Here is a 15,304-nt window from a genome sequence, read left to right as displayed (position 1 = left end):
GGCGAGCGTCCGGTCTAGCGCTTCCCGAGCGCCTTCACGTCGCTCTTCAACAGCGCCACGCGATCGAGGAGCGCGCTCCGGACGGCGCGGTCGATCGCCTTCGCGGCGCGGGAGCGCAGGCGCTTTCCGCAGGCAGCGAAGGCCCGGATCGCCGGACGAAGGGCGCGGCGGCGGTCCTTTGGTGTGGCCGCCGTGCTGCCCGCCTGGACGGACGCGTCCGCGGTCGCGAGGGCGGCGAGGACCTTGTCGCGGAGCGTGCCCGCGGGAAGCTGCACGCCGACGTCGGCGGCGAGCTGCGCGATCCGGCACGTGACCGAAACGAAGGTCGCCTCGGACGCGCACGGGGGGAGCGTCGTCGTGGTCGTGCTCGTCGAGGTCGTCGTGGGCGGTCCGGAGCCGAACTCGAACGCGCCGAGGTCGACGACGCCGGATGCGATCCGCACGTTCCCGTCGGCGTCGGTCGCCGGCAGCCCCGCGGGTGGCGCATTCGTGCCGGCGTTCACGAGCGAGGAAGCCGGCTTCAGGTGATAGTCGGCGCCGGTCGCGTCGACGAAGAGGGGATCGACGGCGAAGAGGGGCGCGCCGAGGCTCGCGCCGTTCAGCTCGTCCGGGACCCCGTTGCCGAAGAGATCGTTGAACCCCGCGACGAAGCTGAGCTGCGCGGACGCCGGCAGGTCGACGCCCGCGCTCGTCGCCCTCGACAGGATGTTGTTGAACACGTTGAGGGTGAGCGTGCTCGCCGGCGATACCGACTTGACCGAGAGCGCATCGTCGCCCGCGTGGTCGACCGTGTTGTTGAGCACGTTCACCGTCGCGTGCACGGAGTCGAGCGTGTACGCGGTGATCCCGTCGACCGTGACGTCGTGCACGACGTTGCTGAGGACGTTCACCGTGATCTGCCCGCCGCCGCGCATGTCGAGGTTGATGCCGTCGTATCCCGACGTGGCCGCCGTGATGCGGTTGCCGAGGAGGGTCAGCGTCGTCGATCCGCTGGGTGCCGCCATGAGCGAGTCGACCACGTACCCACCCGAGGCGAGGATGGAGTTCTGGATCACGACGTCGACCGGCACGTCGGGATCGACGAGCACCGTCGACCCGCCGGACGTGCTGCTGATGGAGCAACGGTCGATCGTGACGCGGTCGCCGCCCGCCCCCAGGAACTGGTTCACCCGGATGCCCGCGTTGCTGAGGGTGAGTCCCTGGAGGAGAACCGTGCTCGGCCCGCTCGCGTTCGCGACGATCATGACGCCGTGGGGCGTGACGGTTCCGCCGATCACCGGCGTCACGCCGGTAGCGCCGGTGAGAGTCACGCTGCGGTCGATCATCAGGGTCTCGCCGATGGGCGCCGTCGTGACGATCTCGATGCGGTCGCCGTCGCCGGCGCCGTCGAGGCACGCCTGCAGCGTCGTCCCGCACGGAGGCGCGCCGGGATACGTGCGCGTCTCGGCGAGGGCCGCCGGCGCCGCTGCCAGCGCGAGGACGATGACGAGCGACGGGATTCGCCGGAGGTCGGACATGCGCGGGTGATAGCAAGGGGCGTCGCGCAGCAGCAAACCCGCCAGGAACGGTGCCGACGATTGCGCCACGCCACTGGCGATGGTGAGGGTGCGTGCGGCTTCCGGTGGCAAACGGGCGCGCCAGGTGGTAGCAGGGGGCCGCAGGAGGAGGCGGTGATGGGTGGAGGTTCCGTTCGACTGCTCGCCATCGTAGCGTCGGTCGCGGCAGCGCTGATACCGGGAGATGCTTCGGCACGAACGATTCGCCGATCGTGTCGCGACGGCCTCATCGCGCATCGCGCCGACGACGCCGGGCGAACGAACGTGGCGTGCGACGTCGACGGACAGTGCGACAACGTGTGCGCCTTCGAAGTGCCGCTATGCGGGGCGTCGGCGTGCGAGGCCACGACGCTCACCGTCCCGGTGGGGAGCACGCGGCGCGAGCGCGCCGCCTTGTCGCCCGGCGCGGCGCCGACGCAGCTCGTGCTGCGTTGCCGTCCGACGCCGCGCATCGTCCACTGCGTCACGGTCACGACGACGACCAGCGCGTCGAGCACCACGAGGCCCGCACACTTGCCCGGCCCCGGCGCAACGACGACCACGAGCCTGCCCCTGGGGGTGCCTGCTGCGCCGACCTCGACGAGCACGACGCGCACCATCCCGACCATCACTACCACGACCACGTTGGCGGTCCCGTGCCGGAAGGACGCCGACTGCAACGGACTGGACACCACGTGTGTCGTCGGCTCCTGCAGTCGCGACTTCACCTGCGTGCAGACGTGCGTGTGCGTCTCACCGAGGGGCGACCGAACGTGCGTGCTGGACTTCGCCACGCCGTGCCTCGTGCCCGACGACTGCCCGGACCTGGGCGGTTCGGCCTGTCGCCTGTGCTACCTGAACAGCTGCGTGACGGCGCCGGCTCCAGCCTGCTTCTGACGGGTCACGCTCCTAGCAGGCTGCTGAAAAACCCCGCCTACTGCGGCGAGCGATCGCTGCGCGAGACGGGCGGCCTCGTCGCTTCGCTGCTCAACGTAGCGCAGAGGCTACGTTTCCGCTGCTCGCTCCTCGGGCGCCCGTCTCGCTTTGCGCTCGCTCGCCTCGCTACGGCGCGGTTTTTCAGCAGCCTGCTAGGGACCGACACCTCAGCTTCGCGCCGCGACTTCGAGGAACGCGGTCTTGAAGCGCGCCATGTCGCCGGAGCTGCCGATGGAGATGCGGACGTGCGTCGGCCACACCGGCCAGGGCCGGCCGACGTAGACGCTGCGCTGCTTCAGTCCCTCGATCACCTGCGCCGTCGGCATGCGCGCGTCGACCATGAGGTGGTTCGCCACCGACGGGGTGTAGCGGAAGCCGTGGTCGTCGAAGAAGCGCATCACGTCGCTCCGGCGCTCGGCGTTGGCGCGTTTGCGCGCGGCGATGAGGTCGGTCTCGCCGAGCGCGGCACGGGCCGCGGCCGTCGCGGTGGCGGGCATCGCGCCCGCGTTCCAGGCCGTCATGCGCGCGAGGAGGTCCTTGCGCGCGATCGCGAAGCCGGCGCGCAGGCCCGCCATGCCGAAGATCTTCGAGAACGTGCGCAGCAGGACGACGTTCTTCCCGGCGCGGATCAGGTCGGTGCCGCGCGGCTCGTCGCAGAGATGGACGTACGCCTCGTCGAGCAGGATCACCGCATCCGGCGGCGCGGACGCCACCAGCGCGTCGATCTCCGCGCGGGGCGTCACCGTTCCGGTCGGGTTGTTCGGATTGCAGACGTAGAACAGGCCGACGGGCTGCGCCCTCGACACCGCCAGCATCGCCGGCAGGTCGTGCGAGGCGTCCGGACGCAGTGGCACGCGCACGACCGGCGCGCCGATGAACGTCGCGGCGGCGGCCGCGGCCTCGTAGCCCGGCTCGGCGACGACCAACGCGCGCGCCGGCGACGTGAACGCGATCACCGCGTGATGGAGGGCGAGGCTCGACCCCGGGTACACGGCGAAGTGCTCCGGCTCGAGCTGGTCGAGCGCCGCGGCGGTCCGCACCAGGGCGTCGGTCTCCGGATACTGGTAGCGGTTCCCTCGTCGGGCGGCCTCGGCCAGGGCGGCGAGCGCGAGCTCCGACGGCCCGTCGGGAAACTCGTTGGCGTTGATCTTGACGGCATCGTCCGGGATGGCGCCGGCGTTCGAGAGCTGCGCGAGCGCGCGCTCGCCGCCGAGGGACGCCCCCGCCACGCCGGCGCCCGCGAGCGCCGCGACACGGAGCATCTGGCGGCGCGTGAAGCCGCGCGCCCCGAGCGCCTCGACCGACTCGCGTCCCAGCCGGGACGCCACGATGTCGACGACCTTCATCATCACCTCCGGATGCGCGCGTGCCCTATCGCGGATGGCAGCCCACGCAAGTGTCTGAGCCGAGGCGCTCGTGAACGACGCCGCGGCTCCTCCTGTCCCAAGGGGCAGCTTGTAGCCCGCGCGCGTGCGTGGTCGAGTGCGGCGATGGCGAAGGAGCCTGGCCGGAAGAGCGCGGCGGCCGGGGAGACGCGGCCCGAAGCGGCGCGCTTCGCTCCTGCGGACACCGCCGTCGTATTCGTCGATCCCCAGGTTTCATTGCACATGGGGTGCCGGCCACCGACGAAGTCGTCTCGGCGATGCCTGTGGCGTCATCCTCACGTTAGCGTCCAACGCGAAGAAGCAAATTGGCTAACCGGCGGAGCGTGAAGGAGAGCTGCGATGCTGGCGAACCCCAAGCCGTACCTCGCCCGTGCCCGGCACGAGGGCTGGGCCCTCGGTGGCTTCAACGTCTTCAATCTGGAGTCCGCGCGCGCCGTGATCCAGGCGGGCGCCGAGTCGAAGGCGCCGCTGCTGGTGCAGACCTCCGAGGGTGCCGTCAAGCATCTGGGCCTACGCAACGCGGTGGCGATCGTCCGCCAGCTCGCGGATGCGACGGATGCCCCGGTCGCGCTGCACCTCGATCACGGCAAGAGCGAGGAGCTCGCCCGCGCCGCAGTCGACGCCGGCTATACCTCGGTGATGATCGACGCCTCGCGCGAGACGTTTGAGGAGAACATGCGCGAGACCGAGCACATCGTCGAGTACGCGCACTCGCGCAACGTACATGTCGAAGCCGAGCTCGGTACGCTCGGCGGGGTCGAGGATCTCGGCGAGACGGCGGCCCGCTCGATGCTCACCGACCCGGACCAGGCGGTACGGTTCGCGAATGAGACCCGCGTCGACGCCCTGGCCATCGCGATCGGCACTTCGCACGGCGCATACAAGTTCAAAGGCACACCGCATCTCGACCTGGAGCGCCTCAAGGCCATTGCCGCGCGAATCCCGCAGCCGATCGTCCTGCACGGGGCGTCCTCGCTGTCACCGGACGCGGTGGCGCTTGCCGAACGCTACGGTGCGACGCTGCCGCATGCACGAGGCATCCCACCCGAGCTCATCCGACAGGCGGTTGCGCTGGGGATCGCCAAGGTGAACACGGACTCCGACCTACGCCTCGCCGCCATCGGGCGGCTTCGTCAGGTGCTGGCGCTGCGCCCGGACATCTTCAACCTCTACGAGCTCATGGGCGAGGTCGAGGTCGCGATCCGCAACGAGACCGCGGCGCGCATCCGCATGCTCGGCAGCAACGACAAGGCGTGACGGCTGGTCGAGTCCCCGCGCGCCGTGCGAACAACGGAGGATCACATGGCTTTGCGGCCTCGCCGTTCCATTCACTGGCTCGCAGTCGTTCTGTCGATCGTGTTCGGATCCGCTGCCGCCGCGTTGTCCCAGGACGTGTCACGACCCGGTCCGCGCACCGACCGATCGCGTGCCCCGTCGCGGGCCGACGTCGCCGACGAGGCCCCCTACCTGGCCGAGAACGCCGCCGCCATGAGGAAGATGATGCACGACATGGCGGTGAGCCCGACGGGCGACGTCGACCGGGACTTCGTGGCGATGATGGTGCCGCATCATCAGGGCGCGATCGACATGGCGATCGCGGTGCTCCGATACGGACACAACGAGCAGCTCAAGCGCTTGGCTCAGGAGATCATCGTGACCCAGCAGCAGGAGATCGCCGCGATGCGGCTCGGAGTCGGTGAGTCACTGCCGCCGTCCGTTCCGTCGCCCACCCAGCCGTCGCCCGATCGTTGGAGCCGACCATGACGCGTGCTCTTCTCACCATGGCCCTGCTCGCGAGCGCCCTGCTCGGAACTCCGGCCTGCGCCGGACAGGCCCCCGGCGCGGCATCCGATCCGGACGTGCCGGTGAGCCATCACGACCGCGTCTATGTCGCAGAGCAGTTCTCGAACACGGTCTCGGTGACCGATCCCGTCGACAACAAGCTCCTCGGCGTCATCCGCCTTGGCGATCCGCAGCCCGCGAACCTGAGTCCCCTCTACAGGGGACAGGTACTCGTGCACGGCATGGGCTTCTCCCCCGATCATCGGACCATTGCCGTCGTTTCGATCGGCACCAACTCGGTCACCTTCATCGACACGACGACCAACGGCGTGAAGCACACGACCTACGTCGGGCGCGCTCCACATGAAGCCTTCTTCACGCCCGACGGCGCCGAAGTGTGGGTCACCGTGCGTGGCGAGGACTACGTCGCCGTGCTCGACGGGCGCACGTTCGACGAAAAGACGCGCGTCAAGGTTCCGGCAGGGCCGGGCATGCAGATCTTCTCGCCGGATGGGAAGTACGGCTATGTTTGTTCATCCTTCAATCCCGAGACGGTCGTGGTCTCCGTCGCCGACCATCGGATCGTCGGGCGCGTGACGCAGGCGAGCGCGTTCTGCCCGAACATCGCCGCCACACCCGACGGGAACCAGGTCTGGTTCACGCTGAAGGACGTCGGAAAGACGCAGGTGTTCGACGCCCATCCGTCGTTCGCCCTGCTGAAGACGCTCGACACGGGCCCCATCACCAATCACGTCAACTTCGCGCACAATCGCGCCGGCACGTTCGCGTACGTTACCGTGGGCGGTCTGGATGAGGTCAAGGCGTTCCGCACCGACGACTTCGAGCAGGTCGCCACGATCCCCGTGGGGCACCTGCCGCACGGCGTGTGGCCATCCGGCGATGGGACGCGGGTCTATGTCGGACTCGAGAACGCCGATGCGCTTGCCGCGATCGACACGCTCACCAACTCGGTGATCGCGACCGTTCCGATCGGCCAGGCGGCGCAGGCCCTCGCCTACGTGCCCAACGCAGTGCCGGAGGGTGACGGCACGCGGAACCTGCAGCCGCTCGGCGTCGCCGGTGAGGCCGCCCATCTCGAGCTTGGGTCCGTCGGCAGGAGAGACGGCAAGGCCCCGACGAGCGTGTCGCTGTTCGATCAGGGGCTATCGCAGGTCCTCGAGGCGTCGGTCACGGGCCTGGCGCCGAAACAGCCGTACGTGCTCGCCCTCGCCGCCCGACAGGACGGCAGCGGATCGCTCGAGCCCTTGTCGGTCTTCACGACCAATCCCGCGGGGTCGGCCATCGTCAACGCCGTCGGCCCGATCCGGCAGATCGTGCAGAGCGATACGCCGGCAGAGCGCCGCTATCTGGTGATCGTCTCCGGCACGGCAGCCGAGCTCGGCTCGCCGGTTCAGGTGCAGGTCCAATGAATCCCTCGAGCGTCGGGGTTCGACGACCCGTTGCGCCTCATCGGAGGCGAGGTTAGCGGCGATGAATCCCGCAGCGGAGCTCACGCCGACCATTCTGCTCCTCTTCGTCGGTATCCTGGCGATCCTCTGCGCGCGGCCGCTTCGGCTGAGTCCGATCGTGGGCTACATCGTCGCAGGTGCGGCGCTGGGGCCGCATGGCCTGAGCGTCGTCCCCGAGGGCGAGACGACGCATCTCCTCGCGGACCTCGGCGTCGCCTTCCTGCTGTTCGACATCGGGCTCACCTTCTCGCTGCGGCACGTGTGGGATGCGCGCCGGGAGATCCTCGGCCTCGGGCCGCTGCAGGGGACGTTTTGCGCAATCGCGTTCTCGGCGATCGCCGCGGCCACGGGACTCCCGCTTCGGTACGCCGTGGTCCTCGGCGCCACGCTCGCGCTGTCCTCGTCCGCCGCCGTCATGCAGACCATCGCGGAGCGCCGACAGCAGAGCTGCCCCGTCGGCCTGACGGCGACGGCGATCCTCGTCTTCCAGGACGTCAGCTCGATCTTTCTCCTGATCCTGCTCGTCTCGCTGGGCGGCGCAGGCGACGCGCCGTTGGGTACGGCGCTGGCGATCGCGGCGGGAAAGGCGGCGCTCGCGTTCGCAGCCGCGGTCCTGATCGGACGCTACGCCGTCGGGCGGGTCTTCGACCTGTTGTCGCGCTCGCGTAATGAGGAGATCTTCACGGCGACCGCGTTGCTCACCGTCCTCGCAACCACGGCGGCCACGTCGTGGCTCGGCATTTCGTCGACCCTCGGTCCCTTCCTCGGCGGGATGATCATCGCCGAGACGCCCTATCGGCACGTGATCCAGACCGAGGTGAGGCCGTTTCGCGGCCTCTTGCTCGGCTTCTTCTTCATCACGGTCGGCATGTCCCTCACGCCGCACGTTCTCGTCGCGGACGGCGGATGGGTGCTCCTGTTTCTCGGCGGCTTCGTCGCGCTGAAGGGACTCCTGAACGCGGCCGCGTCGCTCGCGTTCCGATGGTCGGTGCCGGGGTCGATTCAGCTCGGCCTTCTCCTTGCGCAGGGCGACGAGTTCGCCTTCGTCATCCTGGGCGATGCCGCGCTCCGCGGTGCGCTCGGCGAGCGCGCCGTCGCGATCCTGATCACCGGAATCGCAGCCAGCCTCGCCCTCACGCCTGCGATGGCGACCGTGGGACGCCGGCTCGCTGGCCGTCTGCGCCGGCGCGCGGCGCCGAACGTCGTGGAGACGACGCCGCGGGAAGTGCTCGAGCCGGTCGTGATCGTCGGCATGAGCGAAGCGGGCCGAACCGTCGCCGACGGCCTCGAGGCCAACGGCATCGGCTACACGGCCGTCGAGTTCGATCCCGATCGCTTCGCCGCCGCCCGCGCCGACGGGTACCCGGTGGTCTTCGGCGACCCCGGCGACGTCCGGCTCATGGCGACGCTGCACCTGGAGGGGCGCTCCGCAATCGCAATCGCCATCGTGCGCTACGAAGTTTCCGCCGCCCTCACGCCGGTGATGCGCGACCGCTATCCGCACCTCGTCCGCTTCGTCGCCGTCGAAGACTCGGAAGCGGCGCAGTTCGACGCGCTCGGCATGCGCGCCATCGTCAGCCGGAGCGTCCCCAAGGGTCTCGAGCTCGCTGCGGCCGTGCTCGCGCAACAGGGGGTCGAGAGAAGCGCAATCGCCGCGTGGATGCGGCGTCAGCAGGATCGCGCGCTCGACGCGATTCCCGAGCTCCGCGGTCCGACGCCTTCGATGGCGCGCTCCGAGGGCGACTCCCTGGTGGCCTGACGCGAGTCGCGAGCCCTCCTTGCTCCGCTCGCCCGCGCGACACGGACAGCCGGCGCGGCGCTACGGCGCGCGCGCGACCACCCGGCCGACCAGGGTCGCGATCACGATCGCCAGGTAGAGCTGGCCCGAGATCGCCTCCAGCCCCGTCGCGATGCGTGCGCCCGGCGTGACGGGAACGATGTCGCCGAAGCCGACGGTCGTGATCGTGATGGTGCTGAAGTACTGGAAGGTGGCGAGCAAGGCCGCATCCGAACGCTGGGACAACGGCGGGTCGTCGGCGTGATACGAGCCCGGGGACCACGCCTCGAAGAGGCCGTGCAGACGCGTGAAGGCCGCGAGGATGAGCATGAAGCCGCACAGGGCTCCGACGACCGCGTCCCGTTCCGAGGTGGTCGGTCGAAACACGTCGCGCAGCACCGCGATCAGGACCCAGGCGACGAAGGCCACGGTGATCGAATCCAGCAGCACCCGGCCGACGCGCGGATCGACGGGCCACAACCCGACTTGGAACGTGAAGGCGAGCACTGCGATCGGCAGCCCGAGCCTCAGGGCGAGGCGGTTCGCGCTCAGCACGTAGAGGCCCGCCAACGTCACCGCGAGTCGACCGAGCTGCACGAGCGCCGATCCCGTCGCGGAGTCGATCGCGAGCCCATTTATGACGTACACGATGCCGGTCGAGAGGAGCAGCAACGCGAACGAGCCGGGCCGAACGTGCGAGCGCACGGCCTGCAACGCGCTCCGCGATCGACTTGGCGCCTTGCTCTCGGGGTGATCCTGGCTCACGATCGTTGGTGCTCCGGCGCCGCGCTCGGGGTGGCCCGCTACCGGCGGTTCGGATCCTCCGCGACCGTGAGGATGAGCAGTTGCCCGGCGAGACCCGCTTCGCGATGGACGCCGATCGCCTGGACCTCGGGCGAGGTCGCGATGCGGTGGAACACCGCGCGCGACGGATATTCGGCGATGCCGACGGCGTCCCACGGCTCGCCGACCTCGCCGATGACGACGCGCTCGACCGAGCCCGCGAACACGAACCGGCCGCCAGCCGACTCGACGATGTGTCGCATCGCCGCGGCGTAGCGCATGTAGGCGTCGCGTCCGGAGACGTCGTCGCCCCGACCGTCGGCGTACTCGGCCCGGTCGCGGAACTTGAGGAGATTCACCATCGCGATCGGGCCGTCGGACGTCGGGTTCGCGAGCGCCGCGATCTGCTCGGAGCTGGGGTAGACGTGGTTCACGACGTTCATGATCGGAGCGAGGGACTAGCAGGCCGGGGCACGAGACCACAAGGTCGGGCGGCGCCCGGCGTCGCGAGCGACTCGCGGGAGCACGCTCGCGCAGTGTGCCCGGGCTCTACGGAGCGGCCGCCCGCCGGCCCGGCCCGAGGGCCGCGGCCGCTGCCGCGAGGTCGGGCGCGTCGTCGCCGTCGGCGAGAAGGGCGTACGCACGTCGCAGCTCGTCGCACGATCCCGAGTGGCGGGCGAGGCTCAGCGCGGCCCGCAGCTCGAACGACCTCGCGCCCTGCCGGCGGGCGACGTCGAGCGCCGTGCGGAACGATCGCTCGGCTTCCTGATCGTCTCGTCCCACGAGCAGCTCGCCCCTCAGCCGATGGAGCTCCGCCTCGACGTTGCGCTCGCCGTGACGCTCCAGGGCTTCGAAGGCCGCGACGAGGTCGTCGTGCGCCTCGTCCTTGCGGCCCAAACGAAGGTGGGATTCGGCCGCGAGCATCCGGTGCGCGCCCTCGTTCGTTCCCGCCCCGGTGGCGCCGTAGCCTCGAACGCCCGCCTGCAGGAGCCCCGCGGCCTCGGGATCACGACCGAGCGCCGCCAAGGCCCACCCGCGATGGACCGACGCGATGGCGGCGTAGAAGACGAGGCCGTATTCGGTCGCTATCGCGAGCGCGCGGGCCGTGAGCTCCTCGACCGCGCGCGGCTCGCGCCGGAGCACGCGAACCCATGCGACGAGCGAGAGGGCGAGCGCCAGCGTCGGTGGATGTGCGAGTCGTTCGGCCCAGGCGAGCGCGGCTTCGGCCGACGTGCGGGCCTGCGTCGGGTGCCCGCTGAACCACTGCGCGCAGGCGAGGAATCCGAGACAGCACACCTTCGGATCGTGGCCGGTCAGCCGGTGGGCGTCGGGCCGGGGCTCGAGGTCGTAGAGCGCGATCGCCTCTTCCAGGTGTGACCGCGCGTCCGCGAGCGCGGCCGCCCGCAGGCGGTTGCAGCCCATCGCGTGGTGGGCCTCCATGAGGCGCGTGGGGTCGTTCGACGACTGCCCCAGGGTGAGTAGCCGACGGCCGAGCGTGCTCGCGACCGGCAGATCGCCGCGAATGCTGTAGTAGGCCTCGAGCCCCGCGACCGCCACGAACCGCTCCGGCACGTCGCCGGCGTCGTTGCTGAGCGCGAGGGCGCGTTCGTAGGCACGTCCGACCTCCGGCGCCGCGAAGCCCTGGATCTGGGAGAGCGCCCCGCCGAGCGCCACCTGGAGCTGCAGCTCGTCGAGCGCGCGCTTCTCCTCGTCGGGCAGGCGATCGAACGCGTGAAGCGCGGCGCGGAAGTGCGCCGTCGCTTCGGCGAAGGCGTTGCGCTGGATCGCGCGCTCGCCGGCTTCCCGGTTGTGGCGGAGCGCGCGCGCGTGATCGTCCGCGCGCGCGAAATGCACGGCGAGGGTGGCGGCGATCTCCGATGCCGCCCCGCCCCATGCCGACTCGAGGCGCTCGCCGATCCGCTGGTGGAGCAGCCGGCGAGCCCGCTCGGCGACGCCGCCCTGGATGGCTTCGAGGTAGAGAGCGTGCGCAAAGGCGTATCGGCTCGCGACCGTGCCGTCGCGCCACTCGCTCCTCCCGGCCGCCCGCACGAACGCCTGGCGCTGGGCCAGGGCACGGCAGCACGCGTCCACGACGTCGGCGTCTTCGGCGAGGCCGGCCGCCACTTCCGCCGTCGTGAACTCGAAGCCCGCGATGCTGGCCGCCTCGAGGATCCGGCGCTCGTCCGCCCCCAGTCGGCCGAGCTGCTTCTCGATCGCGTGGCGCAGGCTGTCCGGAAGGTCGCCGAGGAACGTCTCCAGGTCCGCGACCGCCGGCGGGCCGCCTGCGCTCGCCGCGCGATCCGCGAGGTGGACGATGAAGAGGGGGTTTCCGCCGGTGCGGCGGTGCACCGCGCGCGCGAATCCGGCAGGAAGCGTGCGCTCGCCGAACCGCGCGTGCAGGTAGGCCTCGGTCGCCGACTCGCTGAGCGGCTCCAGCGCCAGCTCGGCGCACGGATGGCGACCGTCCAGAAGGAATCGAACGCTGTCGAAGAAGCGATCGTTGGCACCCACCTCGACCGGCCGGTAGGTTCCGATGACCAGGAAGCGCGCGGCGCCACGTCGTTGCGCCAGCGCCGCGAGCAGATCGAACGTGGAGGGGTCGCTCCAGTGCAGGTCCTCGAGCAGCACCACCATGGGCGTTCGCGTGGTGAGCGCCTCGATCCCGACGACCATCTCGCGCAGCATGCGCCCCCGCGTGACACCGGCGTGCTGTCGGCCGAGCGCCTCGCGGTCGGCGGCGGAGACGAGCCCGGGGAGCTGCAGGAGCCAGGAGGGCGCATGCTCGCGGAGCAGGGGCACCAGCTCTTCGCCCGCGGGTTCGCGACAGAGCCGGCCGAGGCCCTCGAGCACCGGCATGAAGGCCTCGCCGGATCCGTGCAGCTCGACGCACTGCCCTCGCGCGATCCAGAAGGCGCCCTCTCCGGCGAGGCCCTCCAGGAACGTCTCGACGACCGTCGTCTTGCCGATTCCCGCGTCGCCGGTGACGAAGACCATCTGGCGCTGGCCGGCGAGTGCGAGCTCCAGACGCTCGCCGAGCCGCGCCAGCTCCGCGTCGCGACCGACGATCGGCGCCCTCGCCGCGGACGGTCGCTCCGGCCCGACGTCGGCGATGAAGCGATAGCCGCGCCCGTGAGCGGTCTCGATGAACCGCGGCGTCTTCGCGCTGTCGCCCAGGACCTTGCGCAGCTCGCTGATGCAGACGGCCAGGACGGTCTCGCTCACGGTCACGTCGGGCCAGACGGCGGCGAACAGCTCGGACTTGGTCACGAGCTTGTCGGGCCGTTGGGCGAGGTACTGCAGGACGGCGAAGGTCCTCCACCGCAAGGGTGTGGGCTCGCCGCCGCGCGTCAGCCGACCTTCCGCCGGGTCCAGGATGAAGGACGAGAAGCGGATGGGGCCGATACCCACGAGCCGCGTTCCTATGACGGAACGGGTTCGTGCCACAAGCCATCGGCCCGCGCACATTGAAGGACAATTGAAGGACTCGATGCCACCACGCAGGGTACAATCTCGGGCTGGAGTGGGAGCAGGGAGTGGTTCCGCGAACGAAACCGGGGTCGAGGGTCGACCCGAGATGGAGGAGATGATGGGCGGGGTGTCGGAGACCAAGCTCGATCTGCACGCCACCATCGACCGGCTGTTCCTGTTCAAGAGCGACCTCGAAGCCTACTTCTGGGACCGCACGGGCGAGGCGGCGCTCGACGAGCGGCAGCGTTACCAGATCGCGCTGTGGGTGCGGCAGGTGAGCGACCGCTCCGCGGAGCTCTCGGACGTGCTCCTGCACATGGGTTGCTCGACGGTGATCGTGACGGTGACGCCGGCGGAGCGGGAGAGCCTGCGCTGCGCGCTCGCCAACCTCGACCGCTGGATCGACGAGGGCACGGCGTTCGACGACGTCCTGCGCAGCGTCGCCGTCGTCCTGCACGCCGCCGACGTCATCTGCCTGCGTGCGGCGGGCGGGCGACGGGACGCGACGGCCGGGCCCGACGCCGCCCCGAGCGGACCCGTCGCCATTGCATGCGAGACCCGCGGCGCGGTCGTGCCGCTGCCCCGCCGCGCGGCACGCTAGGGCGCGGCGCTCGCCGTCGCCGCGTCCGACTGGATCGCCGTCGGCTGGTGGATGTAGAGCTCGTCCTTCACGGGTGCCCGGCCCAGGGCGGCCGGCGGCGGCGTCATCCGGTAGCGCAGCTCGCGCGCGTGGTCGGCGCACAGGCGGTCGGCGGAGTAGACGCTGTTGAAGCTCCACAGCATGCGGATGAAGTTCGTCTGCCCGCGGGCGAGCAGGCGCATCACGATGCCGAAGATGTCGTAGACGGCGCGCCACCCGAGGTGCTTGCGGCTCAGCACCTCCTGCGTCTTCACGAACTCCTCGTAGAAGCGGCGCAGCGGCAGCCGCGTCGGGAGCACGGCGTGCTGCACGTCGAACAGCCGGTAGTCGAGCGAGCTCAGACGGCGCGACTCGGTGAGCCAGGTCTCGGTGCCGGGGTAGGGCGTGTTGATCGTCATGTTGACGATCTCGGGCACCTCGAGCGCCCACTCGCGGATCACCTGGAAGCGCTGCTCGTCCCAGTCCGGATCGGCGATGATGTTGATCGCGACCACGAGGCCGAGCTCGCGCGCGTACTCGAGGGCGCGCTCGTTCTCCCCAAGGTCGACGCGCTTCCGATGCCGCTTCAGGCCCTCGGCGTCGATCGCTTCGATGCCGAGGAACATGTAGCGCAGGCCGAGCTTGGTCCAGCGCGCGAACACCTCACGGTTGCGCAGGAGCACGTCGGCCCGCGTCTCCAGGTAGTAGCGCTTGCGGATGCCGCGGCGCTCGACCTCGTCGGCGATCGCCATGCCGTCCTCGGCGCGGATGAACGCCACGTCGTCGACCAGGAAGACGTTCGGCTCCTCGACGCGCGCCAGGTCCTCGCCCGCGGCTTCGGCCGAGAGGCGGCGGTAGCTCCGGCCATAGAACGTCCACGCGCTGCAGAACGCGCAGTCCCACGGGCAGCCGCGCGTCAGCTCGACGGAGGCGCAGGGGTCGAGCTCGCCGATGAAGTACTTGCTGCGACGGCCGAGCAGATGGCGCGCCGGCGGAAACGCCGAGAGGTCCGGGATGAGCAGGGGAGCCGGTCCCGCTCCGTCCAGCGCGACGACGCCCGGAAGCGAGTCGAGCGCCGGGCCGCCCCGGAACGCGTCGAGGACCTTCGGAGCCACGCCCTCGCCCTCGCCGCGCACCACGCAGTCGATCGCGCCGCCCGCGTCGCGCAGGATGTCCTCGGCGATGAAGGACGCGCTGTGGCCGCCCACGAAGATGCGCACCGACGGCAGCGCCGCCTTGGCCGCGCGCGCGAGGTCGATCACCTCCGGCACGTTGGCGAGGTAGTTGAGCGAGAAGCCGATCGCGTCCGGACGGCTCGCCACGGCGGCGTGGAAGCGGGTCGCCGGGAAGACCTGCAGGTCGAGGAGCTCGACGTCGTGGCCGGCCGCGAGGATCGCGGACGCGACGCGCTCGAGGCCGAGCGGCTCGAGCCGCAGGTAGATCTCGGAGAACAGCAGCGGACTCGGGTGTACGAGCAGGACGCGCATCGATGGCCCTCCCTGGCGGTGGGGGAGCATATATGGCGCTCTCGCGGCCCCCACAAGAGCGAC

Annotated in this window: 12 protein-coding genes; 6 read left to right on the top strand and 6 right to left on the bottom strand. The window is 70.6% G+C overall.

Annotated features, from left to right (window positions below; genetic code table 11):
* Positions 1 to 14: 14 nt before the first annotated feature.
* The gene (locus tag VMS22_26390) at positions 15 to 1,517 is read right to left on the bottom strand and encodes a choice-of-anchor Q domain-containing protein (protein ID HXJ37573.1); all 1,503 of its coding nucleotides are present in this window, start codon (positions 1,515 to 1,517) and stop codon (positions 15 to 17) included.
* Positions 1,518 to 1,673: 156 nt separating this feature from the next.
* On the opposite strand from VMS22_26390, the gene VMS22_26385 reads away from it, so the two are divergent.
* Positions 1,674 to 2,432: a hypothetical protein gene (locus tag VMS22_26385; protein ID HXJ37572.1), complete on the top strand. Its 759-nt coding sequence runs from the start codon at positions 1,674 to 1,676 to the stop codon at positions 2,430 to 2,432.
* Positions 2,433 to 2,638: 206 nt separating this feature from the next.
* On the opposite strand, the gene VMS22_26380 is transcribed toward VMS22_26385, so the two are convergent.
* Positions 2,639 to 3,817, bottom strand: coding sequence for an aminotransferase class I/II-fold pyridoxal phosphate-dependent enzyme (locus tag VMS22_26380; protein ID HXJ37571.1), 1,179 nt, complete (start codon positions 3,815 to 3,817; stop codon positions 2,639 to 2,641).
* 378 nt (positions 3,818 to 4,195) lie between these two features.
* Here VMS22_26380 and VMS22_26375 point away from each other — a divergent pair, with 378 nt between their 5' ends.
* From VMS22_26375 to VMS22_26360, 4 genes are all read left to right on the top strand, one after another.
* Positions 4,196 to 5,113 (top strand): class II fructose-bisphosphate aldolase, encoded by a 918-nt coding sequence (locus VMS22_26375; protein HXJ37570.1) that lies wholly within the window; start codon positions 4,196 to 4,198, stop codon positions 5,111 to 5,113.
* Between the two features lie 45 nt (positions 5,114 to 5,158).
* Positions 5,159 to 5,620, top strand: coding sequence for a DUF305 domain-containing protein (locus tag VMS22_26370; GenBank protein HXJ37569.1), 462 nt, complete (start codon positions 5,159 to 5,161; stop codon positions 5,618 to 5,620).
* A complete protein-coding gene (locus VMS22_26365) occupies positions 5,617 to 7,068 on the top strand; it encodes a YncE family protein (protein ID HXJ37568.1) in 1,452 nt (483 codons plus the stop codon). Before VMS22_26370 ends, VMS22_26365 begins: the two co-directional genes overlap by 4 nt.
* Before the next feature lie 61 nt (positions 7,069 to 7,129).
* Positions 7,130 to 8,866: a cation:proton antiporter gene (locus VMS22_26360; protein HXJ37567.1), complete on the top strand. Its 1,737-nt coding sequence runs from the start codon at positions 7,130 to 7,132 to the stop codon at positions 8,864 to 8,866.
* Positions 8,867 to 8,926: 60 nt separating this feature from the next.
* On the opposite strand, the gene VMS22_26355 is transcribed toward VMS22_26360, so the two are convergent.
* The 3 genes from VMS22_26355 to VMS22_26345 form a co-directional block, all read right to left on the bottom strand.
* Entirely contained in the window at positions 8,927 to 9,589 is a 663-nt protein-coding gene (locus VMS22_26355) for a potassium channel family protein (GenBank protein HXJ37566.1), read from the bottom strand.
* Positions 9,590 to 9,687: 98 nt separating this feature from the next.
* Positions 9,688 to 10,110: a DUF1330 domain-containing protein gene (locus VMS22_26350; GenBank protein HXJ37565.1), complete on the bottom strand. Its 423-nt coding sequence runs from the start codon at positions 10,108 to 10,110 to the stop codon at positions 9,688 to 9,690.
* 106 nt (positions 10,111 to 10,216) lie between these two features.
* Positions 10,217 to 13,075 (bottom strand): AAA family ATPase, encoded by a 2,859-nt coding sequence (locus VMS22_26345; GenBank protein ID HXJ37564.1) that lies wholly within the window; start codon positions 13,073 to 13,075, stop codon positions 10,217 to 10,219.
* A gap of 178 nt (positions 13,076 to 13,253) precedes the next feature.
* Between VMS22_26345 and VMS22_26340 the strand changes: the two genes are divergently transcribed.
* Positions 13,254 to 13,736, top strand: a complete 483-nt coding sequence (locus tag VMS22_26340) for a hypothetical protein (GenBank protein ID HXJ37563.1) — start codon at positions 13,254 to 13,256, stop codon at positions 13,734 to 13,736.
* Here VMS22_26340 and hpnR read toward each other — a convergent pair.
* Positions 13,733 to 15,241, bottom strand: coding sequence for a hopanoid C-3 methylase HpnR (hpnR, locus tag VMS22_26335; GenBank protein HXJ37562.1), 1,509 nt, complete (start codon positions 15,239 to 15,241; stop codon positions 13,733 to 13,735). The two genes, VMS22_26340 and hpnR, sit on opposite strands and share 4 nt — an antisense overlap.
* Positions 15,242 to 15,304 lie beyond the last annotated feature (63 nt).

Source organism: Candidatus Eisenbacteria bacterium (genome assembly GCA_035577985.1).
Lineage (GTDB): Bacteria > Desulfobacterota > Binatia > DP-6 > DP-6 > DATJZY01.
This window is presented reverse-complemented; position numbering and strand designations above follow the sequence as displayed.

Coding starts and splice junctions, on each gene's coding strand:
- VMS22_26390 (HXJ37573.1), bottom strand. CDS start 1,517: ATGTCCGACCTCCGGCGAATCCCGTCGCTCGTCATCGTCCTCGCGCTG.
- VMS22_26385 (HXJ37572.1), top strand. CDS start 1,674: ATGGGTGGAGGTTCCGTTCGACTGCTCGCCATCGTAGCGTCGGTCGCG.
- VMS22_26380 (HXJ37571.1), bottom strand. CDS start 3,817: ATGAAGGTCGTCGACATCGTGGCGTCCCGGCTGGGACGCGAGTCGGTC.
- VMS22_26375 (HXJ37570.1), top strand. CDS start 4,196: ATGCTGGCGAACCCCAAGCCGTACCTCGCCCGTGCCCGGCACGAGGGC.
- VMS22_26370 (HXJ37569.1), top strand. CDS start 5,159: ATGGCTTTGCGGCCTCGCCGTTCCATTCACTGGCTCGCAGTCGTTCTG.
- VMS22_26365 (HXJ37568.1), top strand. CDS start 5,617: ATGACGCGTGCTCTTCTCACCATGGCCCTGCTCGCGAGCGCCCTGCTC.
- VMS22_26360 (HXJ37567.1), top strand. CDS start 7,130: ATGAATCCCGCAGCGGAGCTCACGCCGACCATTCTGCTCCTCTTCGTC.
- VMS22_26350 (HXJ37565.1), bottom strand. CDS start 10,110: ATGAACGTCGTGAACCACGTCTACCCCAGCTCCGAGCAGATCGCGGCG.
- VMS22_26340 (HXJ37563.1), top strand. CDS start 13,254: ATGGGCGGGGTGTCGGAGACCAAGCTCGATCTGCACGCCACCATCGAC.
- hpnR (HXJ37562.1), bottom strand. CDS start 15,241: ATGCGCGTCCTGCTCGTACACCCGAGTCCGCTGCTGTTCTCCGAGATC.